The organism is Lentzea sp. NPDC051213 (genome assembly GCF_044455585.1).
Lineage (GTDB): Bacteria > Actinomycetota > Actinomycetes > Mycobacteriales > Pseudonocardiaceae > Lentzea.
Genome location: NZ_JBITEX010000002.1, coordinates 541,005 through 563,994 on the forward strand (window position 1 = coordinate 541,005; position 22,990 = coordinate 563,994).

General features: G+C 68.5%; 20 protein-coding genes. 10 read left to right on the plus strand and 10 right to left on the minus strand.

Annotated elements, in window-relative coordinates; all coding sequences use genetic code 11:
• Nucleotides 1–2 precede the first annotated feature (2 nt).
• The 3 genes from ACIA8G_RS09280 to ACIA8G_RS09290 all read left to right on the plus strand — a co-directional run bounded on the left by ACIA8G_RS09280 (nucleotide 3) and on the right by ACIA8G_RS09290 (nucleotide 1,919).
• Nucleotides 3–260 (plus strand): hypothetical protein, encoded by a 258-nt coding sequence (locus tag ACIA8G_RS09280; protein ID WP_396417853.1) that lies wholly within the window; start codon nucleotides 3–5, stop codon nucleotides 258–260.
• Between the two features lie 9 nt (nucleotides 261–269).
• Nucleotides 270–1,307 (plus strand): LacI family DNA-binding transcriptional regulator, encoded by a 1,038-nt coding sequence (locus tag ACIA8G_RS09285; protein ID WP_396417854.1) that lies wholly within the window; start codon nucleotides 270–272, stop codon nucleotides 1,305–1,307.
• 159 nt (nucleotides 1,308–1,466) lie between these two features.
• On the plus strand, nucleotides 1,467–1,919 hold the full coding sequence (locus ACIA8G_RS09290) for a pyridoxamine 5'-phosphate oxidase family protein (RefSeq protein ID WP_396417855.1): 453 nt from the start codon (nucleotides 1,467–1,469) through the stop codon (nucleotides 1,917–1,919).
• Nucleotides 1,920–1,936: 17 nt separating this feature from the next.
• Here ACIA8G_RS09290 and ACIA8G_RS09295 read toward each other — a convergent pair whose 3' ends face one another.
• Nucleotides 1,937–2,485 carry a hypothetical protein gene (locus tag ACIA8G_RS09295; protein ID WP_396417856.1) on the minus strand — a complete coding sequence of 183 codons (549 nt, stop codon included), beginning with the start codon at nucleotides 2,483–2,485 and terminating at the stop codon, nucleotides 1,937–1,939.
• A gap of 187 nt (nucleotides 2,486–2,672) precedes the next feature.
• On the opposite strand from ACIA8G_RS09295, the gene ACIA8G_RS09300 reads away from it, so the two are divergent.
• The 3 genes from ACIA8G_RS09300 to ACIA8G_RS09310 all read left to right on the plus strand — a co-directional run bounded on the left by ACIA8G_RS09300 (nucleotide 2,673) and on the right by ACIA8G_RS09310 (nucleotide 5,066).
• Complete coding sequence (locus ACIA8G_RS09300; RefSeq protein ID WP_396417857.1) at nucleotides 2,673–2,993, plus strand: hypothetical protein; 321 nt, start codon at nucleotides 2,673–2,675, stop codon at nucleotides 2,991–2,993.
• 76 nt (nucleotides 2,994–3,069) lie between these two features.
• Entirely contained in the window at nucleotides 3,070–4,212 is a 1,143-nt protein-coding gene (locus tag ACIA8G_RS09305; RefSeq protein ID WP_396417858.1) for a S8 family serine peptidase, read from the plus strand.
• Nucleotides 4,212–5,066 carry an oxidoreductase gene (locus ACIA8G_RS09310; RefSeq protein ID WP_396417859.1) on the plus strand — a complete coding sequence of 285 codons (855 nt, stop codon included), beginning with the start codon at nucleotides 4,212–4,214 and terminating at the stop codon, nucleotides 5,064–5,066. The genes ACIA8G_RS09305 and ACIA8G_RS09310 overlap by 1 nt, the downstream gene beginning before the upstream one ends.
• Before the next feature lie 25 nt (nucleotides 5,067–5,091).
• Here ACIA8G_RS09310 and ACIA8G_RS09315 read toward each other — a convergent pair whose 3' ends face one another.
• The 6 genes from ACIA8G_RS09315 to ACIA8G_RS09340 all read right to left on the minus strand — a co-directional run bounded on the left by ACIA8G_RS09315 (nucleotide 5,092) and on the right by ACIA8G_RS09340 (nucleotide 12,799).
• Nucleotides 5,092–6,456, minus strand: a complete 1,365-nt coding sequence (locus ACIA8G_RS09315; protein WP_396417860.1) for a hypothetical protein — start codon at nucleotides 6,454–6,456, stop codon at nucleotides 5,092–5,094.
• Nucleotides 6,389–7,477: a hypothetical protein gene (locus ACIA8G_RS09320; RefSeq protein ID WP_396417861.1), complete on the minus strand. Its 1,089-nt coding sequence runs from the start codon at nucleotides 7,475–7,477 to the stop codon at nucleotides 6,389–6,391. Before ACIA8G_RS09320 ends, ACIA8G_RS09315 begins: the two co-directional genes overlap by 68 nt.
• A gap of 142 nt (nucleotides 7,478–7,619) precedes the next feature.
• Entirely contained in the window at nucleotides 7,620–8,711 is a 1,092-nt protein-coding gene (ispG, locus tag ACIA8G_RS09325; protein ID WP_396418674.1) for a flavodoxin-dependent (E)-4-hydroxy-3-methylbut-2-enyl-diphosphate synthase, read from the minus strand.
• A gap of 17 nt (nucleotides 8,712–8,728) precedes the next feature.
• Nucleotides 8,729–10,534, minus strand: a complete 1,806-nt coding sequence (locus ACIA8G_RS09330) for a 1-deoxy-D-xylulose-5-phosphate synthase (protein ID WP_396417862.1) — start codon at nucleotides 10,532–10,534, stop codon at nucleotides 8,729–8,731.
• Entirely contained in the window at nucleotides 10,531–11,736 is a 1,206-nt protein-coding gene (ispH, locus tag ACIA8G_RS09335) for a 4-hydroxy-3-methylbut-2-enyl diphosphate reductase (RefSeq protein WP_396417863.1), read from the minus strand. The genes ACIA8G_RS09330 and ispH overlap by 4 nt, the downstream gene beginning before the upstream one ends.
• Nucleotides 11,737–11,758: 22 nt before the next feature.
• Nucleotides 11,759–12,799 (minus strand): polyprenyl synthetase family protein, encoded by a 1,041-nt coding sequence (locus ACIA8G_RS09340; protein ID WP_396417864.1) that lies wholly within the window; start codon nucleotides 12,797–12,799, stop codon nucleotides 11,759–11,761.
• A gap of 313 nt (nucleotides 12,800–13,112) precedes the next feature.
• On the opposite strand from ACIA8G_RS09340, the gene ACIA8G_RS09345 reads away from it, so the two are divergent.
• A complete protein-coding gene (locus ACIA8G_RS09345) occupies nucleotides 13,113–13,631 on the plus strand; it encodes a hypothetical protein (RefSeq protein ID WP_396417865.1) in 519 nt (172 codons plus the stop codon).
• A 133-nt stretch (nucleotides 13,632–13,764) separates the two neighbouring features.
• Here the strand turns inward: ACIA8G_RS09345 and ACIA8G_RS09350 are convergent, their stop codons facing one another.
• Nucleotides 13,765–15,570: a glycoside hydrolase family 9 protein gene (locus ACIA8G_RS09350; RefSeq protein WP_396417866.1), complete on the minus strand. Its 1,806-nt coding sequence runs from the start codon at nucleotides 15,568–15,570 to the stop codon at nucleotides 13,765–13,767.
• A 204-nt stretch (nucleotides 15,571–15,774) separates the two neighbouring features.
• On the opposite strand from ACIA8G_RS09350, the gene ACIA8G_RS09355 reads away from it, so the two are divergent.
• Nucleotides 15,775–16,638, plus strand: coding sequence for a family 16 glycosylhydrolase (locus ACIA8G_RS09355; protein WP_396417867.1), 864 nt, complete (start codon nucleotides 15,775–15,777; stop codon nucleotides 16,636–16,638).
• Between the two features lie 47 nt (nucleotides 16,639–16,685).
• On the opposite strand, the gene ACIA8G_RS09360 is transcribed toward ACIA8G_RS09355, so the two are convergent.
• Together ACIA8G_RS09360 and ACIA8G_RS09365 are read right to left on the minus strand one after the other, a co-directional pair.
• Nucleotides 16,686–17,435 carry a hypothetical protein gene (locus tag ACIA8G_RS09360; protein ID WP_396417868.1) on the minus strand — a complete coding sequence of 250 codons (750 nt, stop codon included), beginning with the start codon at nucleotides 17,433–17,435 and terminating at the stop codon, nucleotides 16,686–16,688.
• A 28-nt stretch (nucleotides 17,436–17,463) separates the two neighbouring features.
• Nucleotides 17,464–18,105, minus strand: coding sequence for a response regulator transcription factor (locus ACIA8G_RS09365; protein WP_396417869.1), 642 nt, complete (start codon nucleotides 18,103–18,105; stop codon nucleotides 17,464–17,466).
• 251 nt (nucleotides 18,106–18,356) lie between these two features.
• On the opposite strand from ACIA8G_RS09365, the gene ACIA8G_RS09370 reads away from it, so the two are divergent.
• Both ACIA8G_RS09370 and ACIA8G_RS09375 read left to right on the plus strand, forming a co-directional pair.
• On the plus strand, nucleotides 18,357–18,719 hold the full coding sequence (locus tag ACIA8G_RS09370; RefSeq protein WP_396417870.1) for a hypothetical protein: 363 nt from the start codon (nucleotides 18,357–18,359) through the stop codon (nucleotides 18,717–18,719).
• A gap of 555 nt (nucleotides 18,720–19,274) precedes the next feature.
• On the plus strand, nucleotides 19,275–22,736 hold the full coding sequence (locus ACIA8G_RS09375) for a BTAD domain-containing putative transcriptional regulator (RefSeq protein WP_396417871.1): 3,462 nt from the start codon (nucleotides 19,275–19,277) through the stop codon (nucleotides 22,734–22,736).
• The last annotated feature ends 254 nt before the right edge of the window (nucleotides 22,737–22,990 follow it).

Sequence of the window (22,990 nt, forward strand, 5' to 3'; positions counted from 1 at the left end):
CCGTGCCTTCCGCGGTGCCTGCTGCCGGGTTCTGCGCGGTGCCCGCTGTCGGGTTCTGCGCCGTGCCCGGTGCCGGGTTCTCTGCGGTGCTCGCCGCCGTGCCGTCCGCGGTGCCCGCTACCGGGTTCTGCGCCGTGCCCGCTGCCGGGCTCTCCGCGGTGCCCGCTGCCGGGCTCTCCGCGGTGCTCGCCGCCGAGTCCTCCACAATGCCCGCCGCCGCGAGATCCTCCAGGGCTGTGAAACGTTTCAACCGGTGCTAGGGTTCGCTTGTGGCTCGGATCAGGAGGGCGAACGGGTCGGTAGGCATCAAGGATGTCGCGCAGAAGGCAGGCGTGTCGATCGGCACCGTGTCGAATGTCGTGAACCGGCCACACGTGGTCGCCGCCGGGACCCGCAACCGCGTTCAGGCGGCGATAGAAGAGCTCGGCTACGTGCGCGACGAGTCGGCGCGCCAGCTCCGGGCCGGCAGCAGCAGGGCACTCGGGCTGCTGGTGCTCGATCTCGGCAACCCGTTCTTCGTCGACGTGGCGCGTGGCGCCGAGCAGGCCGCGCACGACGCGGGGCTGAACATGATCACGTGCAACAGCGGCCAGCGCGTCGATCGTGAGGTCTCGTACCTGGCGATGCTGGCCGAGCTGCGGGTGCGCGGTGTGCTCGTCAGTCCGGTCGGCACGGCGGCGGACAGTCTCGCGTTGTTCCGGCGCGGCGCGATCCCTTATGTACTGGTCGATCGGCGTTCGCCGGACGGCACGTCCTGCTCGGTGTCGGTGGACGACGTCGCCGGCGGTGCGCTGGCCGCGCGGCACCTGGTCGAGACCGGTCACCGGAACATCGCGTTCGTCAACGGGCCCGCCGTGCTCGTGCAGTGTCGCGAACGTGAGCAGGGATTCTGCTCGGAGATCGGTGATGCCGACCTCTCGATCCTGGAGGTGGAGGCGCTCACCGTCGAGTCCGGCCGTGACGCGGGCTCGCGGATCCTTGGCATCAGCCCGCGGCCGACCGCGGTGTTCTGCGCCAACGATCTGCTCGCGCTCGGTGTGCTGCAAACGATGGTGGGTGCGGGCGTGCGGGTGCCGGAGGACATCTCGATCGTCGGGTACGACGACATCGAGTTCGCTTCGGCCGCTGCCGTTCCGCTGACGTCGGTGCGCCAGCCTGCCGCGCGCATCGGCCAGAAGGCGGCCGAGTTGCTGATCGAGGAGACGTCCGGCGCCGGCGCGCACCGGCATCAGACGGTGGTCTACACACCAGAACTCGTCGTGCGGGCATCGACGCGGGTCTCTCGGGGAGCGAGGGCTTCGAAATGAAGCTTTAGTTACCAGCTAAGGAGACGTGGTCGTAGAAGGCCTTGCACGGACTGGTCGAAGTGGCGAACAGCGGTATGGTTCTCGGGCTGTGCCAAAAGATCCACTTCGGCGGACATCGGGCCGCTGAGTGCGGTGCCCCGCGTTGAGGTTGGAGGAGCCGTGACCAACTGGTCGAAGTTCGTGGAAGAAGCCCCGGTTCTGGCAGCTGCTGCCCAGGAACGGATCAGGGATCTGCACATCGCGTATCTCGCGACCACGGCACCCAACGGTGCCCCGAGGGTGCATCCCGTGTCGCCGATCATCACCGAGCAAGGCATTTTCGTGTTCATGGAACCCAGTTCGCCCAAGGGACACGATCTGCGCAGGGGCGGGCGCTTCGCCTTGCATCCCCCGGTGGACGCGCCGATTCCGACGGTGTCCCAGGTGTTCCTCGCCGGACGCGGCCGGGTGATCGAGGACCCGGAAGAGCGCGAGGCCGTGCTGCAAGCGGCTCCGTACGACGTGCTCGATCGGATGGTGCTGTTCGAATTGGACGTCGACAACGTGATGTCCACCAGCCCAGGAGATCCCGACCCGTACGAGGTGGTCCGTGAGTTCTGGCCGCCCCGGTGACGGTGGTGTGCACCGGGTCAGCTGACCGGCGCCGCGATCAGTCCTAACTGGACAGGTCCGCCCAGCGGGGCGATCCAGTCGACGAGCACCGGATCGCCGGGCTGTCCGTTGCCGGGCAACGTGAAGCTGATCGACTTCACGGGCTCGGGCTTGGCGTCCTTGGGCGCCTTGAGGTACACGACGGCAGGGTGCGCGGGGTCCACCGTGATGGCCAGGGAGGCGTCCTGCTGACCGCCTGCGATCGGAACGTCGAGTTCGGTACCGCTGCTCGACAGGAACCGCACGTCGCTGAGCGTGCCCCCGATGGTGCAGGCTGATCCCTTGGCCGACTCCAGGTTGATCGTGAACGACCGGTAGATGTCGGACGGGCCGGCGCCCTCGCTGGTGCTGATCTTCAGGTCGCCGGCCCTGCACCAACCGGACGAGGTCGTCGGCGCGGTCGGACTGCTCGGGGTGGCCGGGCTACTCGGCACCGTTTTCGTGGCCGGCGCTTCGCCGGCCTGGCCGCAGGCCGCCAGTGCGAGCACGCAAGCGATCACCGTGCCGATTTGCGCGGAGGTCGTCATCGTCCGCCTCTCCTTTCAGTCGACTTCTCGGCATCCACATTGCATTGATTTGCGCGCGCGGTCTACGCTGGCAACTCCGATGTGCCCTTTTGTGAAGAAGTGACCATCGGGCAGCGTGGTTGCCTGGAAGGGCAGTCGAGAAAGCGTAAACAGCACAGTTGTTCTAGAACTGGTGTTGAATTCGACTGTGCAATCTACGAACCTGAAGCTCGTGATCATCGGCGGTGTCGGCCTGCTGGCCGTCGTCGGCTGGTGGGTCCTGACCGCTCTCCTCGGGGGCGGGCCGACCGCGTGTGACCTGGGAGATCGATCGATCTTCGGGCAGGCCTCGTGGGGCTGGTTCCCGCCTGGTTACACGTGCACCTGGGATGGTCCGGCGGTGACCGGCGATCCGGCTTTCCCGGACATCGTGCGCGGGCCGAGTCTCGTTCCGGTCGTACTCGCCGTGCTGGCGGTGCTCTGGCCGCTCTCCATTGCCGCGGTGCTGAGGAATCGGCGTCAACGATAGCTCTCTTTGATAACCCTGTATTTGTCGCGAGGGAGAATCTGCTGTGCGAAGAGGATTTTGGTTAGGTCTTGTCGCTTTGACGACCGCGGCCGTAGTAATGCCTGCCGGGTCGGCTCAGGGATCGGTCGGGACGATTCTCGGTGCCGACCGTCCCGGCCGCGTCGAAGGCAGCTACATCGTGGTGCTCAAGGAGCAGTCGAAGTCGGCGGCCGCCCTGCCAGACCTGGTGGACAGGTACGGCGGCGAGGTGCGCACCGTCTGGCAGCACGCGATGAACGGCTACCTGGTGAGGATGCCCGCCGCCAAGGCCGCGCGCCTGGCCGCGGACCCGCGCGTCGCGTACGTCGAGCAGGACGGCGAGGTCCGCGCGCAGGACGTGCAGCCGAACCCGCCGTCCTGGGGCCTCGACCGGATCGACCAGCGCAACCTGCCGCTGAACTCCAGCTACACCTACAACACGACCGCGTCGAACGTGACCGCCTACGTCATCGACACCGGGGTGAGCCTCACGCACTCGACGTTCGGCGGCCGAGTCACCTGGGCCATCAACACCACCTTCGACAACAACAACAGCGACTGCAACGGCCACGGCACCCACGTCGCGGGCATCCTCGCGGGTGCGGAGCACGGCGTCGCGAAGGCCGCGAACATCGTGGCGGTGAAGGTGCTGAACTGCTGGGCCACCGGCCTCGTCTCGGGGATCATCACCGGGGTCGACTGGGTGACGGCGAACGCGGTGAAACCCGCCGTGGCCAACATGTCGCTCGGCGCCTACGGCGGATCGGACATGTCACTCGACCAGGCTGTGCGCAACTCGATCGCGTCCGGCATCACTTACGTGGTCGCGTCGGGCAACGCGAACTCCAACGCGTGCAGCACGACTCCGGCCCGCGTACCCGAGGCGATCACCGTCAACGCGTCCACGACCACCGATCGGCGCGCCGAGTTCTCCAACTACGGCAACTGCACGGACATCTGGGCACCGGGCGAGAACATCTTCTCCGCGTGGCACCAGAACGACTCCTACTTCATCACCAAGAGCGGTACTTCCGCGGCAGCACCCCATGTCGCGGGCGCGGCGGCGCTGTGGCTGGCCTCGCATCCGACCGACAGTCCCGCCGCGGTGGCGAACGCGCTGCTGACGAGGGCCACCACGAACAAGATCACCGACGTCGTCGGCTCGCCGAACCGGCTGCTGTACGTCGGCGGAATGACGTGATGCCGCGGATCGGTGCGACACCACAGGTTTGGCTCATCACCGGTAGTTCCCGCGGCATCGGCCGCAAGACCGCGGAGGCGGTGCTCGCCGCCGGCCACCAGCTGGTCGCCACCTCCCGCAAGCCGTACGACCTCGAGGCTCTCGTGCAGGAACACGGCGACCGAGTCAGAACTGTGGCGCTGGACGTGCGCGACGCGGTGCAGGCGCGCAACGCCGTGCGGGCGGCTGTCGAGGCGTTCGGCAGGCTCGACGTCGTGATGAACAACGCGGGCGTCGGGCACGTGATGTCGGTGGAAGAGGGCGCGGACGCCGACTTCCGCGAGCAGCTCGAGGTGAACTTCTGGGGCGCTGTCAACGTCACCCGTGCGGCGCTGCCGGTGTTCCGCGCCCAGCGTACGGGCCACTTCCTGCAGATCGGGTCGCTGTCCGGCCGCCTGGCGGTCGGTCCCGGCCTCGTCTCGTACTCGACCGCCAAGTTCGCGTTGCACGGCTTCTCGCTGGCGCTCGCGCAGGAGATGGCACCGCTCGGCGTGAAGGTGACGCTCGTCGAGCCCGGTGGCTTCCGCACCGACTGGCTCGGCTGTTCCCTGCTGGTGACCGAGCCGGGCGAGGACTACCGGGCGACCGTCGGCGCGATGGCGGAGGGCATCCGTGCGGCGGGCGATTTGATGACCGGTGATCCGGCGAAGGCGGCGCGGGTGCTGGTCGAGATCGCGGCGTCGGAGGACCCGCCACTGCGTCTGCTGCTGGGCAGCGACGCTCTGCAGATGGCGAGGATGGCGGACCAGGCCAGGAACGCCGAGATCGACAAGTGGGAACACGTGAGCCGCTCGACCGACTTCGACCCGGTGTGACGCGTGCCGAACAGGGACCGGTGCCTCAGGAGGCACCGGTTCTGCTGGTCAGTTCGGCGGCACGGACGATGAGCGACCGTGCGGCCGGATTGCCGTGGTGCGGCCGAATCCGCGCGCGCATGGTGCGCAGAGCGGTGTTCGCACGACGGCAGTTGACGAGCGGGTAGTCGTCGAGGAACAGGTGCCAGGTCTGCCACGACTGTTCCATGCGCCCGATCGCCGCCTGGTGCTCCGCGAGCGTGGCCAGCGTGATCAGTCGCGAGCGCCGCTCGTTGGTGGGGCGCCGCCGCAACGACGTCTCCAGCAGCCGGATGGCGGTGATCTTGTCGCCGAAGCTCGCGGTGGTGGCGGCTTGCTGGTGGGCAAGGGAAGCCGAGTGGTAGACGCCGACACTCGACTCGTACTTCTCCGCCTGAGCGAGTTGTCGTTCCGCGGCGGTCAGCGCCATCAGCGCGGTGCGCCGGTCGCCCCGCGCCGCCCTCGCCACCGAAAGCTGGCCGAGCAGGAACGCGCGGACGTTGGGCGGTATCTGTTTCGGCGCCGTCCACACGGCCATCTCGGCGAGGTCGACGGCCTCCGAGTGATGGCCGAGTTGCCCGGCCTGCACGCTCAGAGCACGCAGTGCGAGCACGTAGCCGACGGAGTCGCCGGCCTCGGCGGCCAGCCGGAGACTCGTCAGGTAGTACCGCTGGGCGGTTCCGTGCAGCTCGTCGTCGAAGAACACGAAGCCGCACAGGTAACTCAGCTGGGCGGCGGTAGCCAGCAGCTCCCGCCGCACGGCGGGACGGCTGTCGGCGCCGAGCCACGGTGCGATCGTGGACCTGAGGTAGGCCGTGAGGGCTTGCCTGACCCGGCCGCCACCGAACATCAGGTCGGCGTCGGAGAACAACCGCAGCATCGTGCCGGCGTCCTGGACGTCGGCCCTGGACACCGACGGGGGAGCGGAGAGCGCGGTCCGGTCGCGGAGACTGAGGCTCGAGACCTCCGCCCAGTACGGCACCGCCAGCGCCGCCACGCTGTACGCCCGGCGTCCGTCCGCGGCAGGTGGCTGGGCTGCCGGAAGGGTCACGTCGAGTAGCGTGGCGGCGGCTTCCAGCGTCCAGCACGGTGCGCTCGGCGGCATCCCGGCCAGGGTGGACTCCAGTCCGAGGTCCGTCACGGTGACGGGCCTGCCGAGATGCCGGGAGAAGGCCTCGGCGATGAGGTGGGGGACAGGCGGCCGCGGGCGCATCCCGGCCAGCCACTGAGCGACCGACGCACGCTGGTACCTCAGCGCGATGCCCGCCTCGCCGCCCAGGTCGTTGATCGCACGCGCGAGTTGGTCACCCGTCCACCCGGCCCTGTCGAGCCATGATCGGAGCTTCGCGTTCGGCGTGCGATGCGTCGGCATGAGGGTGTGCTCCAGCCGTCGGTTCGAGGGTGTCCATCGTGGTGACGCCGGTGCTGACACGACGGCGTACCAGTGACATCGGGCCCAAGCCCGACAACGCGCCGACGACGTCGTTCACCAGCCGGGTGCCGAAGTGGCCCACTGCCGCCACACCAACGGATTCGGTCCCGGCCATCCAGCTGGGAAGGATGTCGTCGACTCGCCGGACGACGTGGGCGGGTCTGCCCGTCGAGGCCACGAGCCGCACCAGCCGGGCCGCCTCGTCCGGTGCGCCCGAGTCGCAGACGAGCAGGCGGTCCGTGGTCATCGCCACGACGAGGACGGCCGCCATCCTGTCGGACGTGGCGTAGCAGAGGTTGTCCGGATGAGCGCCCCGCAGCCGCGGATACCGGGCCCGCAGCGCGGTGATGACCGGAACCGCGTCCTCCACCACCAGGCCGGGCTGCACCAGGTACGAGACATGATCGGGATCGAGGTCCAGTGCGGCGACGTCGGCAGGTGACTCGGCCACCACAGCCGCGTCGCCGGTCCCCGTCAGCACGGCCGCCAGCTCGCTGTCGCGGATGCCGATGATCACCGTTCGATCGCCCCGGTCAGCGAACTTCTTCAGTTCCGCCAACGCTTTTCCGACCGCGGGGCAGTCGTCAGCCGTGCACTCCTGCGCGGTGGCGAGCACGACCCGCCGAGTGCGCCACACGGCCGACCACGCGTGGACCGCCTCCCTGGCCGCGCAGACCGCCTGCTCGTCGGCGTGATGAGCGGCGGCGCCGAAACCGACGACCGCTCCTGATCTGTCCACATAGGACGCGGTGAACAACACGCCGTCCGTCGCGTCGCTCGACAGCGTGAACCCGGACACCTCGCGAACCTGATGACCGAGCCGTCGCAGCGTCCCGGCGACGAGGGGAGAGGCGGAGGAACGCACCCGGCCGCGGACGGGATGCGTGAACGAACCCACGCAGATTTCGCCCAGGCGCACACCTTCGGTGAAGAAACGCTGCCGTTCGACGGACCTGTTCATCCGAAGGGTTCTCCCCCCTTGCCCGGGACGGTTAGTGAGAGTAGGAGCACGTGCACCGTGCCAGAAGTGGCGCGCCGGGATCGTCACACGCAGAGCAGGCACATGCAACCGTATGGCGTAACGCCACTTCGGGCGATGTCACTCATGGTGTGCCGGCCTCTTCGGTCAGCGCGAGGGCTTCCTCGATCAAGGCTTCGACGATCTGGTGTTCCGGTACGGTCCGAACGACCTTGCCCTTGACGAAGATCTGGCCCTTCCCGTTGCCGGACGACACACCGAGATCGGCTTCCCTGGCCTCGCCGGGGCCGTTCACCACGCACCCCATCACGGCCACCCGCAACGGGATGGGGAACCCGTCGAAGGCGGCCGTGACCTGCTCGGCGAGTGTGTACACGTCCACCTGGGCGCGTCCGCAGGACGGGCAGGAGACGATCTCGAGCTGACGCGGCCGCAGGCCGAGCGAGGCGAGAATCTGGTTGCCTGCCTTGACTTCCTCGACCGGCGGCGCGGACAGCGAGACGCGGATCGTGTCGCCGATGCCTTCGCCGAGCAGGACGCCGAACGCGACCGCCGACTTGATCGTGCCCTGCGGCGGGGGCCCTGCCTCGGTGACTCCGAGGTGGAGTGCGTAGTCGCACCGCTCGGCCAGCTGCCGGTAGGCGGCCATCATGATGAGCGGGTCGTGGTGCTTCACCGAGATCTTGAGGTCCCGGAAACCGTGGTCCTCGAACAAGGAGCACTCCCACAGCGCCGACTCGACGAGTGCCTCGGGGCTCACCCGGCCGTGCTTGGCCAGCAGGCGGCTGTCCAGGGATCCCGCGTTGACCCCGATGCGGATGGGCACGCCTGCGTCGCCGGCCGCGAGGGCGATCTCCTTCACCCGGTCGTCGAATTTCTTGATGTTGCCGGGATTGACGCGCACGGCCGCGCATCCCGCGTCGATCGCGGCGAAGACGTACCGGGGCTGGAAGTGGATGTCCGCGATCACCGGCAGCGGTGACTTCGCCACGATGGCGGGCAGCGCGTCGGCGTCGTCCTGGGAAGGCACGGCGACGCGGACGATGTCACAGCCTGCGGCATTGAGCTCCGCGATCTGCTGCAGCGTCGCGTCGACGTTCGCGGTAGGTGTCGTGGTCATCGACTGCACCGAGACCGGTGCGTCACCACCCACCATCACCTTGCCCACCCTGATCTGCCGGGCGTACCTGCGCTTCTGCGCGGGCGGCGCGGGCATGCCGAGGTTGATCGTCGTCACGAGCGTGCCTCCGATTCGGTCGACGCGCCGGTACGGGCCCGCATCGTGGCGAGTCGTTTGAGCACGGTCGTCGTGATGCCCGCGGTGTCGAGACCGTGCGCACGCAGGATCTCGGCGCGGGTGCCGTGGATCAGGAACTGGGCGGGCAGGGCGAAGGTGACCGCGCACGCGGTGGACCCGATCGCGGCGAGCGCCTGGCCGAGCCGGGTGCCCAGCGCGGAGGTGCTCGTGGTGTCCTCCACGACGAGCACCAGACGGTGGCCGTGGGCGAGTTTGACGAGCTCCGGGTCGAGCGGTGCGATCCACCGCGGGTCGACCACCGTCACCGGCACGTCGTGCGCGGCCGAGAGCTCCTCGGCGGCCGCGAGGCACGGCTCGGCGAACGGGCCTGCCGCGACCAGGAGGACCTCTGCCTCCGCGTCGTCCCTGAGCACCTCGGCACAGCCGACCTCACGAACGGCCGGGATGTCGGCTCCGACGCTTGCCTTGGGATAGCGGAGCACTGTCGGGCCGTCGGCGCCGACCGCTTCGTGCAGCAGCCGCCGCAGCTGCGTGGCGTCTCGCGGCGCGGCCAGGCGGAGGCCGGGGATGATCGGCAGGATCGAGGCGTCCCACATGCCGTGGTGACTGGGACCGTCCGGACCGGTGACGCCCGCGCGGTCGAGCACGAAGGTGACCGGCAGACGGTGCAGGGCGACGTCCATGAGCACCTGGTCGAAAGCACGGTTGAGGAACGTGGCGTAGATCGCGACGACTGGGTGGAGCCCGCCGAGGGCGAGGCCTGCGGCCGAGGTGACGGCGTGCTGCTCGGCCAGTCCCACGTCGAACACGCGGTCGGGGAACCGTGTCGCGAACGTGCCCAGGCCGGTCGGTTCCAGCATCGCCGCGGTGATGCACACGACGTCCGGGCGCTGCGCGCCGATCTCCGCGATCTCCTCCGCGAAGACCGAGGTCCACGTCTTGCCGCCGGAGGATCGCGGTTGTGCGGTGACCGGATCGACGACGCCGACGGCGTGCAGGCAGTCCTCCTGGTGTTGTTCGGCGGGCAGATAGCCCTTGCCCTTGACCGTGAGGGTGTGCACGACGACTGGCCGGTGCAGCGCGGCTGCTTCGGCGAACGCGGTCTCCAGCGCGGCGATGTCGTGGCCGTCCACCGGGCCGATGTAGGCGAGGCCCAGGTCCTCGAACAGGTTGCCGGGCTCGGTCCCCGTCTTGAGCCTGGCGAGGTGCGCTGCCAGTCCGCCCGTGGTGGGGGCGTAGGAGCGGCCGTTGTCGTTCAGCACGATGATCACTGGCTGATCCTGTGCGGGCCCCAGGTTGTTGAGGGCCTCCCACCACATGCCACCGGTCGTCGCACCGTCTCCCACGATCGCCACCACGTGCCGGTCGTGTTCCTCGCGCAACGCGAAGGCCTTGGCCAGACCGTCCGCATAGGACAGTGCGGTGGAGGCGTGCGAGTTCTCGATGAAGTCGTGCGGTGACTCGGACCGCGACGGGTAGCCGGACAGCCCGCCGGACTGGCGCAGCACCACGAAGTCGGCCTGACGACCGGTGAGGATCTTGTGCACGTACGCCTGGTGACCGGTGTCGAACAGGAGAACGTCGTGCGGTGACCGGAAAACGCGATGCGCGGCGATCGTCAGTTCGACCACACCGAGGTTCGGGCCGAGGTGGCCACCGGTGACGCACACCTGCTCCACGAGGAACCGGCGGATGTCCTGGGCGAGTTCCGGCAGTCTCGCCGCGGGGAGCTCCCGAAGGCGTTCCGGGCTGGTGATGGAGGTGAGAAGTTCGCTCGTCATGACGACCTCAAGGCGGATGGCAGCTGGAAGCTGATGTCTTCACGGGTGTGTTCGTGTTCGGTCACGGTCACCGGTCCGAGCCCGGCCAGGGCGGACACGACGTCGTGCACCAGTTGCGGCGGCGCGGAGGCTCCCGCGCTGAGGCCGACAGAAGTCACGCCTGCCAGCCATTCGGGCCGGATGTCACCCGCGTCGTCGATGAGGTGAGCGGGTGTGCCGAGCCGTTCGGCGAGCTCCACCAGCCGCAGCGAGTTCGACGAGTTGCGCGATCCGACCACGAGCACGAGATCCGACTGCGTTGCGACGGCGCGCAACGCCTCCTGGCGGTTCGTGGTGGCGTAACAGATGTCCTCGACGCCTTGCCCGCGCACCGCGGGGAGGTTCCTGCGCAGCGCGTCGCTCACCTCGGTGGTCTCCTCCACCGACAGCGTCGTCTGGGTCACGTACGACACGCGCTCCGGATCTTCGACCACCAGGCGTTCGGCGTCCTCGGGAGTTTCGACGAGGACGATGCGGTCCGGCGCCTCACCGAGGGTGCCTTCGACCTCCTCGTGTCCCGCGTGTCCGATGAGGACGACCGTGTCGCCCCGTGCGACGTAGCGCAGGGCCTCCGCGTGGACCTTGGTGACCAGCGGACAGGTCGCGTCGACCACGTCGAGCAGGCGGTGCGCGGCATCGGCGCGAACCGCCGGAGAGACGCCGTGTGCCGAGAACACCGTGACAGCACCGTTCGGCACCTCGTCGAGCTCGTCGACGAAGACCGCGCCGCGCGCTTCGAGCTCGGCGACGACGTGTTTGTTGTGGACGATCTGCTTGCGCACGTAGACCCTGCCGCCGTGCTCGTCGAGGAGTCGTTCCACCACCTCGATCGCGCGCTCGACACCCGCGCAGAACGACCTCGGCGAGGCGAGCAGCACCCGCCGCGGGCCGGTCACGGCGAGCCACCCGGCGAGACTGGCGCGGGCAACTGCTTGCGCGTGGTGGTCCTCGCCCTGGGTGACCAGGCCGATCCCCGACGGCCCCGAGCTGCCGGGAATCGTCGCGGCGAACACCTTGACGTCCTGTGCCGTGTCCGGAAACCGCACCGGCCCTGTCGTCGCGGCGATGCCCTGGCGCCGAAGATCGCCGGCCACCAGGGAGGCAGCGGGACAGTCGACGGCGAGTCGGTCGTCGTGGAAGAGAAGTACGTCGGCGACGAGCATCGGCTCCGCCTTCCTTAGGTGGTCAGGAATCGCGACGGGTGATGAAGCGGGCGAGGCCGGCCAGCTCCTCGTGGGCACGCGGCCGCAGGTCGATCGACCGGAGATCGGCCAGGGCGCTCGACAGCAGCGAGGCGGCCCGGTGCTCGCAGGACTTCCGCGCACCCGACTCCTCGATCAGTTCCGCGGCGTGCCGCAGTTCCACATCGGACAGCCGGGTGCGGCGTTCGTACAGTTCCAGCAGGGCCGCGCCCGCGGAGGTGCCGGAACTGAGGGCGGCGGCGACCGGCATGGAGTTCTTGTAGGACCGGAGATCCGAGTGCCTGGGTTTGCCCGTCACCGCCGGATCGCCCCAGATGCCGAGCAGGTCGTCGACGATCTGGTAGGCGACGCCGAGCCTCGTGCCGAATCTCTGCATCCTGACGATGCCGTGGTGATCGGCGCCGCCGTAGAGCGCGCCCAGCGCACACGCCACGCCCATCCCGGCACCTGTCTTGCCCTCGATCATCGTGGTGCAGTCGGACAGGCTCACATCCGTCCGGTACTCGAACTCGAGATCGCTGTTCTGCCCGTGGATCATCTGCAGCACGGCGCCGCCGAGCATGCGGATGGCCGGCACTCCCTTGGCATCCCCGCTCCCGGCGAGGACCCTGGTCGCCAGCGTGAGCAGCGCGTCGCCGGCCAGGATCGCCGCGCTGGTCCCGAACTCGGTCCACGCCGTCGGCTGGTGACGCCGAGTGGGATCGTGGTCCATCACGTCGTCGTGCAGCAACGAGAAGTTGTGCACCAGTTCGATCGCCACCCCGGCCGGCACGGCAAGTGCGGGCTCTCCGCCCACCGCCGCGGCCGTGAGCAAAGCCAGTGCGGGCCTGATGAACTTGCCGTGGGCGTCATCGGCTTCCGTGCCGTCGACCTTCCACCAGCCGAGGTGGTATCCGGCGACGTGCCGGACCGGCGCGGGCAGTTCGTAGACCGCGGAACGCATCGCGGCTTCGATCGAGGCGCGGCTCCACTCGAGCACCTCGGCGACCGGACGTGCCGCTGTGGTCTCCTCGACAGCCACCACGATGACCGCCTCCTGAACGTCGCTGGGGCTCCGTGCAACCGACCTGACACTCTCAGTAAGCACGAGGCTCGACCCGTGATGAAGGCGCTGGGAACGGCCGAGGCGTTAAGAATTCGGCGCTGTTAAGCAGCACCGGCGGCCCGGTTGGTGGCCCGCGGCGGCGTGAGGATGCCCGAACGGGCAATAGCGTCCCACTAAAGTCTGGTGGGCTGTCGTACCCGAGTGCTGAATTCATTCTCGTGGCAACCTCCTCTCGCCGGAGGCGTCTTCTGTGTGTAAGGGAAATCCAATCGAGACAATTCGGGGAGAACACGTGAACACGTTCCGGAAGACGATGACCGCTGCGGGCCTGGCCGGTGTTGCTCTATTGGCCGTCGTGGGTACGTCGGCAGCCCTTGGTGGCGACACGGGGCAGAAGAAGGGCGACGTCCCGTGGTGCACGGGCAGCGATCTCGACGTCAACGCCTACGACGCCCACGCGCCGAACGACGCCAGCAAGTTGTTCCGCATCGCGTTCACCGCGAAGGACGGGGTGAACTGCAAGATCGGCGGCACGCTGAGCAACGTGCAGTTCATCGACGACGCAGGTCAGGACATCGGCGCCGACCTGACCGTGCCCCCGCCCGGTGAGTACGTCGAGCTGCCGGTCGACGCCGACCACGAGGCCGCGATCTACGTGAGCACGCAGCTGCACGGCCCGCGCCTCAACCCCGCGTCGATCCGGTTCGACCTGCCCGGCCAGGGCAGCCTGGGCGACTCGGTGACCGTCGCGTGGCCGTCCGGCCTCGGTGCCCTCGTCACGGTGACCGATTTCATGGCGCCGGTCAGCTGACAATTCGAAGAATGAACTGAGCGGTGGTTCCGCGAGTCGGCCGGACGCGCGGAACCACCGCTTTTGTGTGTCGTTGAAGAATGTCGGCCTGGTGTTTGTCTGTCAGTGCGCTGCCAGGGGCAGTTCTATTCGCTCATTCGGTGGACGCCAGCGCGAAGTACAGCAGTCCGGTCGCGGTGAAGTCGTCGGCGGGCTCGACGCTCTGCCAGGCTCCGACGTCGTCGACGTAGCGGGCGTCGTGCCCGTCGAAGGCGGCGAAGTCCGGGACAGCGCAGGCGCGCATCGTCGGGAAGCGGTTGAGCTCGGCGAACTTGTCGGCCTGGTTCGGGCCGTTCACCGCGGCGCCGATGAGGGGTTCGCCGGTCAGGTTGGCGGCCTGGTGTTCCGGGCAGCGCGGGTAGACGGAACCGGCGCCGATGACGAACGACGATCCCCACGCGTTTGCGCCGAGCACCCAATTCCGTTGCTGGGTGGAGAAGGCGGCGTAGGTGCCGGTGGTGGTGACGCGCTCGTGGAGCCGTGCCGTCGTGGCGAGGCCGAACGTGTGCGGGACGGAGTCGAAGTCCGTGTAGCTCGCTCCGGCGCGGAAAGGATCTTTCGCGGCACGGTCGCGGCCGGCGTCGAGCTGGCGGGTGAGATCGCGGACCACGTCGTCGCGGCTGACTTCGGCGACAGACTGTCCCTCGTCCATGAGGCGAACGAGATCCGCGTGCGCGAGGGCGCTGACATCACCCACGCCGAGCGTGCCTTTGGTGTCCGAGGCGAAGTACGCGGCAGCCCAGCGCCCGGCGTCGCGCGCCCAGTCGCCGGTGCGCGGGTCGCCGAGAGCCTTGCCCGCCAGGGCGAGTTCCGCCGCCGCGAACTCGAGGTCGTCCTGCCAGGAGTCCTCCGGGTAGAAGTTGTGCGAGAACGCGGTGGTCAGTTCGCCGGAAGGTGCACGATCTGCCTGGGCGTACAGCTTCGCGGCCTGGTCGAGCTTGCGCCGGGCGGCTTCGCCGGTGTCCAGCTGGGCGTCGAGGGCGAACGCGGCCGCGACCTTGCCGGCGAGGTTCGGGCTGATCGGCGCTCCGGGCTCGGCGGCGCGGAACACCGGCCGGTCGGTGAGCTCGTCGGTCTCCGCGAGACGCCAGATGTCGTGGTCCGAGCGGACGGCGTCGTTGCCCGCGCCGATGCCGACCTGGGCGTAGAGCGTGCCGGTGGCGTCGTCCCACATCCGATCCAGCCAGGCCATGCCGTGCCGGTTCTCGGCGGCGAGTTCGGCACCGCCGACGCGGGAATCCCGTTGTGCCAGCAGCATTGCCGAGACGGAGTACGCGGCGGTGTGCGTGAATTTGAGGAAGTCACCCGCGTCGGCCCAGCCGCCGGACACGTCGACAGGGCCGCCCACCGGCGTGAGCCGCTCGTCGACCAGGACCGTGCCCTCGTCGTTGTAGCGCGGTGTCTGGTAGACCGTCGCCTGGCGGTCGTTCAGGTGCGCCGGGCCGCGCCGCAGTCCTGATTGGACGAACTCGGCGCCGTCGCGCTGGGCCTGGAAGAACTTGAGGTTCGACGCCACGATCGGTCCGAACAGGTCAGCGGCCGGTGCTACCCGAAACGGTGGTGACTGCGGGGCGCCGGGCACCTCGATCCGATAGCTGCCAGGGGTTTTCACCGCCGAGAGGTCCAGCACCCTGACCGCGGCGAAGGAGTCGTTCCAGCCTCCGGTCATCGCTCCCGCGGTGCCGGAGAGCACCGTTTCCCCGGTGGTGCCGACGACCTTGAACTCGACGTCGCCGGGATCCTGCCGGCCGAGCAGGTAGGCGTGCTTGGTCTCCCCGGACGCGTAGCCGACCTGGTCCAGCCGGACGAACCCGCTGGTGTCCGACGGGGCGGCGGTGCAGCCGGCGAGGAGCGTGGTGATGACTGCGGCGGCGGCCAGAGCGGACTTCCAGTGACGCATCAGGAGATCATCGCGCGGGTTCTATGAGGATTTGATGAGGCGTGCCGACTCTCAGGAATCTGGCTGCCTCCGCTCGTTCGAACCTTCCCTCTCTAGCCGATATTGCCTGGTCAGACAAGGGGTTGACGCCGTCGACCCCGCGAGTTCATATTCGTGAACTAAGAAATTTTCCTTACAAACCCGCCGCCAGACGGGAGAACGATCATGCGTACAACCTTGGCGCGGTTCGGCGTCCTGCTCGCCACCGCGACCATGCTGCTGCCCGGCTTCACGGTCGGTGCCACGGCCAAGCCAGCCGCCTGGGAGCTGACGTGGCAGGACGAGTTCGACGGGTCGGCGGGCTCCGCTCCCGACTCCGGTCGGTGGCGTCACGAGGTCGGCGGTGACGGCTGGGGCAACAAGGAGCTCCAGTACTACACGCCGGGCAACCGCAACGCCGCGCACAACGGCCAGGGACAGCTGGAGATCACCGCTCGAGAGGAGTCCGGAGAGGACTGTTGGTACGGCTCCTGCCGGTACACCTCGGCCCGCCTGATCACCAACGGCAAGTTCACCCAGCAGTACGGCCGGTTCGAGGCGCGGATCAAGGTGCCGACCGGCAAGGGCATGTGGCCCGCGTTCTGGATGCTGGGCCACGACTACGAGCAGGTCGGCCACCCGCAGTGCGGCGAGATCGACATCATGGAGAACCTCGGCAAGGAGCCGTACACCGTGCACGGCACGATCCACGGCCAGGGCTACTCCGACGACGAGAGCATCACCGGGAAGACGAACAGCCCCGACGGCCGGCCGCTGGCGGAGAACTTCCACACCTTCTCCGTCGAGTGGGGACCCGGTGAGATCCACTGGTACGTCGACGGCCAGCACTTCCACCAGGCGACGCCGAACGACATCCCGCCCGGCACCACGTGGGCGTTCGACAAGCCGTTCTTCATGTTGCTGAACCTCGCCGTCGGTGGCACGTGGCCGGGCGACCCGGACTCGTCCACCAGCTTCCCGCAGAAGCTGGTGGTGGACCACGTTCGCGTCTACCGCTGGACGGGGGACAAGGCTCCTGGCCTGGCGTGAACGAGCCTGACACCGCGCGGGCGACGCCGCACCTGGCGTCGCCCGCGCTAGTTCCTGGTGGAGTTCGACGGCAGGCCGGGTTCAGCACCGTCCACACGGGAGCGTGGGTTGCGGGCGATTTCACGCAACGCCACCACGTCCTGGGACAACTTCCTCGACCACGCGGTGTCGGCGGAGCGCTCGACGACGATCGGTGCGCTGAGATCGGCCGCGGACAAGACGGCATGTACCAGGTCCACATCGCCGGGCGTGCTGTCCGCTGAAGGCGAGGACGCGTACTCGGATCCGACGTTGATCTGGGCCAGGCGGTCGGCGTAGCGCCGTGCCAACGCCGTCAGCAGGGGGTGACCACCTGCTGCGAACGCCGCTGAGGCGTCGAGACAGAAGCCGGCTTCCGGCAGGGCGTCGAACAGTTCGTCGAGCAGCTCGCCGAGGGCGTGCGGCCGGCCGGCGTGCGTGGGGTTGGCGATGAGCAGCCGGTTTTCGCAGGAGCGCCAGGCATAGCGGTCGCGGACGCAGTCGGCTCGAACGACGACCGGCACCGCGAGCCTCGCGAGGATCGTCTCCGTCTCGAGTTCGGCGCCGGCTTCGAAGTGCCCCGCTCGCAGTGACAGCCGGTCGAGACCGGCCAGGTCGAGCCGGGGGATGACCTGCTCGAGGTCCCGCAGCGGCCCGCCGGTGGAACAAGCGACTTCCACCGCGTTGGCGTGGTGCGCGCGTGCCGCCAGTACGGCCAAGTGGTAGGCGGTAGACCCGAAGCAGGTGCTCGAGAGTCCGACCACGGTCGACGACGGCATGTGTGGCTCCTCGACGAGGATCAGGAGATCAGATCAGCCCGGTGCGCATCGCGTAGGCGACGGCGTGCGGCCGGTTGCGGAGGTTGAGCCGCGTGGTCAGGCCGTGCACCACGTTCTTCACGGTTCGTTCTGAATAAGCCAGTTGCTCGGCGATCTCCAGGGTGTCCAGGCCCTCCGCGACCAGTCGCAGCACCTTCACCTCGCGCGCGGTCAACTTGGCGTGCGTGGAGCCGCCGGACTGCAGCACCTCCTGCATCAGCCGCTCGACCTGCTTGATCAGCTCACTGATCAGCGACGGGGGCAGGACGCCGCCACCGGTGGCCGCGGTCAGCACGCCGTGGCGCAACCGTTCCGCGGTCACCGCCGCCCTCGGGATCACGCCGACCACCCGGCACTGCACCGCGTTGAGGATCTCGCTCTGGTCGATCTCGTCCACCACCAGCACGACCGGCGCCCCGCCCGCGGACGCGGCCCGGCGCAGGCTGCTCAGCAACTGAGGGGTGAGCCGCTCCGCCGCGACCACGACGACGTCGGCCTCGGTGCAGCGGTCCTGCGGAATGACCTCCAGCACCGGGTCGTCGTCGCCGGCCGGCGGTAGCTGCAGCCAGCTGGTGAGACCGGCACCGATCATGTTGTCCGCCGCTCGGATGACCACTCGTGTGCGTTTCATGCCGACCCCTCTTCAGACGTTCGCCTACTCGACCGGGCCGAGTCTTGGAGGCTCGTCTAAACAGCGTCTACGGAGGATCTACAGAAGGTTCGGGCACGCACGTCCTCACCTGGGCTTCGCGTAAGGGCACGTTCGGCGGACCTTCCGGCACGCCGGCCCTCTCCCCGTTGCCGTGGCCGGTCGCCAGGCGCAGGGTCGACCGTGGGTCGGGCCCTGCCTGCCGTACCAGTTCGTGTTGGGAGCGAAACGTCATGGACTTCATACCCGCGCAAAAAACCGGAACCGACGACACGGTATTCGCCGGAGACGCGTTCTTGGAATTGGCGGCGTCGGGTGCGCTCGTACTTGATCCAGCGAGCGCTGACAGGCTCATCGAGGAGCTTCGAGCCACGCTTGATCTGGTCCGGGCGCGAATCACGGTCAACGAGATGTTCGCGACGCGGCCTCGTTTCTCGCTGGACGGCCTGTCCCCGGAGGCCGCCGATGCCGTCGCCGACGCGGTGTTCGCCGGGCAGGTCGTGCCGGGGCGCATGGAGGCGTCGCTGACGGAACTTCCGAAATACATCAGGGCGCTCGAGATGGCGAAGCGGACGTGGCTTCACCCAGTCGAGTGAACGGCGTCTCCTGTAGATCGCATGTAGAGGTAGTAGAGACGTCCTCCGGAGACTTGGTCGCAGTTCGCTCCACCAAGATCCGTTGTTCCACGCGGTCCCCGGAGGTCGGCATGGAGGGTTTTCGAATGTTGTTTCTGCACGCAACTCCGCTGGTCGAGGTGGAGTTGATCACTCCGCCGAGGGAAGCGGGCAGGCGTCCGGCCCGGGCAATCGGGTGGTGTGCCGATGAGGTGGCAGACACTGCGAGTGAGACCCCTGAGCCCGTCTGGGCGATGTCCGAAGGCGGCGTGATTGAAGCCGTGGATCTTATTGCCTGACATGTTTGCGTTTTCATAGCGTTGGCAATCTTGGGCTTCAATCGTGCGGCCAGGTGAACGCACGAGGACTTTCGGTCACTCGGTCGGCGTAGCGACCGTGGCGCGCACCCACGCATGTGGGCATGGCTCGCTCTGCCGCTGTCCCCTAGTATTCCGGCCGATGCGGCAAGCCGTGGAATTGAAATTTCAATACGTGCTCGGGTAAGAGGCGCATCGGCATCGAGATGGAGTGCAGGCGGTGAAGGTGATCACGGCGGCGGCTGATCCCGTTCTTCGTACGGAACTGCTCGGAGCGGTGCGCGTCTGGTCCGGCCGGCAACAGATCAACCTGGGTTCCTCGCTGCCGCGCGCCGTCTTCGCGATGCTGGCCATGCGGGCCAACTCCGTCGTCTCGCGCGACGAGCTCATCGACGGGGTGTGGGGCGAAGCCCCGCCCGCCACCGTGGGCGCCAGCCTGTACACCTACATCTCCTCGCTGCGGAAGGCGCTGGAGCCGGAGCGGTCGAGGCGCGAGTCGTCCACGGCCCTGGCTTCCGACGGAGGCGGATACCGCCTGCAGCTGGATCCGGAGAACCTGGACGTCGTGGTGTTCGACCGGCTCAGGGAGCGTGCCCAGCGTCAGTTCGCCGCCGACGACCTCGCGGGCGCGCTGGACTCCCTGGACGAGGGATTGGGCCTGTGGCAAGGAGAACCGCTCGCCGGCATCGCGGGTCCGTTCGCCCAGACCCAGCGCAGCCGGCTCGCGGAACTGCGGGCCATCACGAGGGAGCTGTGGGCAGAGGTCGCGCTGGAGAACGGCCTGCACTCCGACGTGGTCACCGACATCTCCGCGCTCGTCGACGAGTACCCGACCAGGGAACGCCCGCGGTCGCTGCTGATGCTCGCGTTGTACAGGTGCGGGCGCAACGCCGAGGCGCTCGACACCTTTCGCGCGGCGCGGCACACCATGATCGAGCAGCTGGGCGTCGAACCCGGACCGCTGCTGCAGGAGATGCACCAGCGGATCCTGGCCAACGACCCGGCACTGCTCGACTTCGCACTGCGCAAGCGTTCCGCGGTGAATGTCGCGCCCGTGGCCGAGGTGGTGAAGAAGCGGCCACCCGCGATCAGGCTCGTGGGCCGCGACGCGGAAGTGGGTGTCCTGCGCTCGGCGATCGACGACGTCGTCTCCGGCTCCGGCCGGGTGGTGTGGATCGAGGGCGAGATGGGCATCGGCAAGTCCGCCGTGCTCGCGGCGGGCTGCTCGTACGCCGAGTGGGCGGGCTGTCAGGTGGCTCGGGGCGGTGCCGACAGCCTCGGCCGGAGCTTCCCTCTTCGCGTCGTGCTGGACTGCCTCGGCGTCAACCCGCAGTCGTCCGACGCCCGCCGGACCGAGCTCGCCCGCGCGTTGCGGGACGAGCAGTCGGTTCACTCGGTCATCGACGGCGGTGACCCGGTCTTCGCCGCGATCGACAAGTTGATCGTGCTGGTCGAGGAGCTCTGCGCGGACCAGCCGCTGGCGTTGCTGGTCGACGATCTGCAATGGGCCGACGAAGCCAGTCTCGAGGTCTGGCGCCGGTTGTGCGATCTCGTGGACAGGCTTCCGCTGCTGCTCGTCGGCGTCACCCGCCCGGTGCAGCCCGGCGGTCAGGTGGACCAGCTCCGCAGGGCCGTCGAAGCCCGCGACGGCACCGTGATGCACCTGAAACCGTTGGCAGAGCAGGATGTTGCCGCGATGGTCGGCGCACTGGTGGGCGCGTCACCGGGGCCAGGACTGCGTGACATCACCGCCCGCACGTGCGGCAATCCCTTGTACATCCGGGAGATGGCCGATGCGCTCGTGCGTGAGGACGTCCTCCACGTCGGCGGTGACGTCGCGGACGTCGCGCCGGACGCCCTGGATCGGGCGCCGCGCTCGCTGGTGTCCGCCGTCACCGGCAGGCTCGGCTTCCTGTCCGAGTCCACCCAGGACGTACTGCGCTGGGCGGCGCTGCTCGGCAGTGAGTTCGCGGTCGTCGACCTGTCCGTCGTGCTCGGGAGACCGGTGTCGGACCTGGTCGCACCGTTCGAGGAGGCCATCACCGCCGGCGTGCTGCGCGATGCGGGTCTGCGGCTGGCCTTCCGGCATCCACTGATCCGGCAGGCGCTGTACGAGGGAACTCCGGAAGCCGTGCGCGTGGGGCTGCACCACCAGGCCGCCGAGGCGCTGGCACGGGCGAGCGCGCCTGCCGAGCACGTGGCGGCCCAGTTGCTCGAGGCGGCGGGTGCCGGTGGCGGCTGGGTGCTGGACTGGCTGATGAACTCGGCCTGGACGTTGATCCACCGCGCGCCGCAGATCGCGGTGGAGTTGCTGCAACGCACGCTGGCGCATGTGCCGACGGCCGATGAACGCCACGCGGTGCTGATGGCGCACCTGAGCCGGGTCCTCTTCCGGACGGGCCGGGACGCCGAAGCGCAGACGTGGGCGGAAAGAGCCCTGCCCGGGCTGTCCGACCGGAACCAGCTCGCGGAGATGCGGTGGATCCTGGCCTACGTCCCTTATAGGGCGTCACGGCCACAGGTTGCCCTGAGCGCGCTCGACGAGGCGCTGAGAGACCGGGGGTTGCCCGATCTCTGGCGCGCCAGGCTGGTCTCGTTGCGCGCGCTGGTGCAACGCGCCGGCCTCGGCGAGGTCGAGGAGTCCGTCCGTACCGCGAACGAGGCAATAGAGCTGGGTGAGCGGGTGGGAGACGCCTTCGCGGTCGGCCAGGGTCTGGAGGTGCTGTGGCAAGTGGACACGGTGCGCCGTGACCACGGTCGGGCGGTGATGCATCTGGACAGAGCGCTTTCCTTGACAGGCAACGACATCACGCTCACCGATCTGCGACTTGTCTTGCTGGACAAAAGGATGTTCACGTTGCAGTGCCTCGATCGGTTGCCTGAGGCGGGGGATGACCTCCGCCGGGCGCTGGAGATCTCGTCGGGCACGCCGGTCGCCGGTGTCCACGTCGCCGCCGGGGTGCATCAGTTCTGGCTCGGCAAGTGGGATGAAGCGGTCGAGGAACTCGGTTCGGCCCAAGGTTGCACAGCGGACGTCACGAGCCTCGGCTTGCGTGAGAGACGGCCGCTGCTGTTGTTGCACGGTGTCGGCGCACTGATCGCCGCGCACCGCGATGAAGCCGCCGTGATGGCGGCACACCTGGACGCGGGGGAGACCCTCCCGCTGACGACGACCGCCGACCGGGAGAACAGCGGCTTCCTGGTGGCGGCCCGTGCGGTGGCCGCGGCACGGGAGTCACGCTGGACGGACGCGATCGAGGTGTTGGGCACGATCCTCGACACCAGGTACGCGCCGATGATGGTGCGTCATCAATGGCTTCCCGACCTGGTGCGGTTCGCCTTGGCGGGAGGAGACGTCGCCACCGCGCAGGAGGCGGTGGCGGCGTGCGAGGCCGAGGCCGGGCTGGAGGTCACCGCATCGGGTGCCGGCGCGGCCGCACAACGCTGCCGCAGCGTGTTCGACCGAGATCCGGACGGACTTCATCAAGTCGCAGAGCACTACCGCCGGGCCGGCCGGACCTTCGAGCTGGCGCAGACCCTGGAAGACACCGCCGTGCTGCTCACCCGTGCCAAATCGGGGGTTCAGGCGGCCCCGCTCATAGCTGCCTGCGTCGACCTCTATCGCGGCATGGGCGCCGTGTGGGATCTCCGGCGCGTGCGTGCGGCTGCACGGGAAAGGTGAGCGACGCTTCAAACGGCACCACCGCTTCATGATGGTGCGTTGCTTTCGTATGCCCGTTTTGTCGTGAAAGTAGCTTGACTGGCCTCCTGCCGTTCGAGTCTTCATGGATGCAGAATGACGCATGTATTAACTCTTCACACCGGCTTCACTCGCCGGCTCCTTTGTGTTGACCACATTCTTGTTTGTCTTCAAATAGTTACGACGTGGAGGGGTGGAGTCAAAACTCCTCCGATTGGGTGAAGCTGGCCTGACAT

Coding starts and splice junctions, on each gene's coding strand:
- ACIA8G_RS09295 (WP_396417856.1), bottom strand. CDS start 2,485: ATGACGACCTCCGCGCAAATCGGCACGGTGATCGCTTGCGTGCTCGCA.
- ACIA8G_RS09310 (WP_396417859.1), top strand. CDS start 4,212: ATGCCGCGGATCGGTGCGACACCACAGGTTTGGCTCATCACCGGTAGT.
- ACIA8G_RS09315 (WP_396417860.1), bottom strand. CDS start 6,456: ATGCCGACGCATCGCACGCCGAACGCGAAGCTCCGATCATGGCTCGAC.
- ACIA8G_RS09320 (WP_396417861.1), bottom strand. CDS start 7,477: ATGAACAGGTCCGTCGAACGGCAGCGTTTCTTCACCGAAGGTGTGCGC.
- ispG (WP_396418674.1), bottom strand. CDS start 8,711: ATGCCCGCGCCGCCCGCGCAGAAGCGCAGGTACGCCCGGCAGATCAGG.
- ACIA8G_RS09330 (WP_396417862.1), bottom strand. CDS start 10,534: ATGACGAGCGAACTTCTCACCTCCATCACCAGCCCGGAACGCCTTCGG.
- ispH (WP_396417863.1), bottom strand. CDS start 11,736: ATGCTCGTCGCCGACGTACTTCTCTTCCACGACGACCGACTCGCCGTC.
- ACIA8G_RS09350 (WP_396417866.1), bottom strand. CDS start 15,570: ATGCGTCACTGGAAGTCCGCTCTGGCCGCCGCCGCAGTCATCACCACG.
- ACIA8G_RS09355 (WP_396417867.1), top strand. CDS start 15,775: ATGCGTACAACCTTGGCGCGGTTCGGCGTCCTGCTCGCCACCGCGACC.
- ACIA8G_RS09360 (WP_396417868.1), bottom strand. CDS start 17,435: ATGCCGTCGTCGACCGTGGTCGGACTCTCGAGCACCTGCTTCGGGTCT.
- ACIA8G_RS09365 (WP_396417869.1), bottom strand. CDS start 18,105: ATGAAACGCACACGAGTGGTCATCCGAGCGGCGGACAACATGATCGGT.
- ACIA8G_RS09370 (WP_396417870.1), top strand. CDS start 18,357: ATGGACTTCATACCCGCGCAAAAAACCGGAACCGACGACACGGTATTC.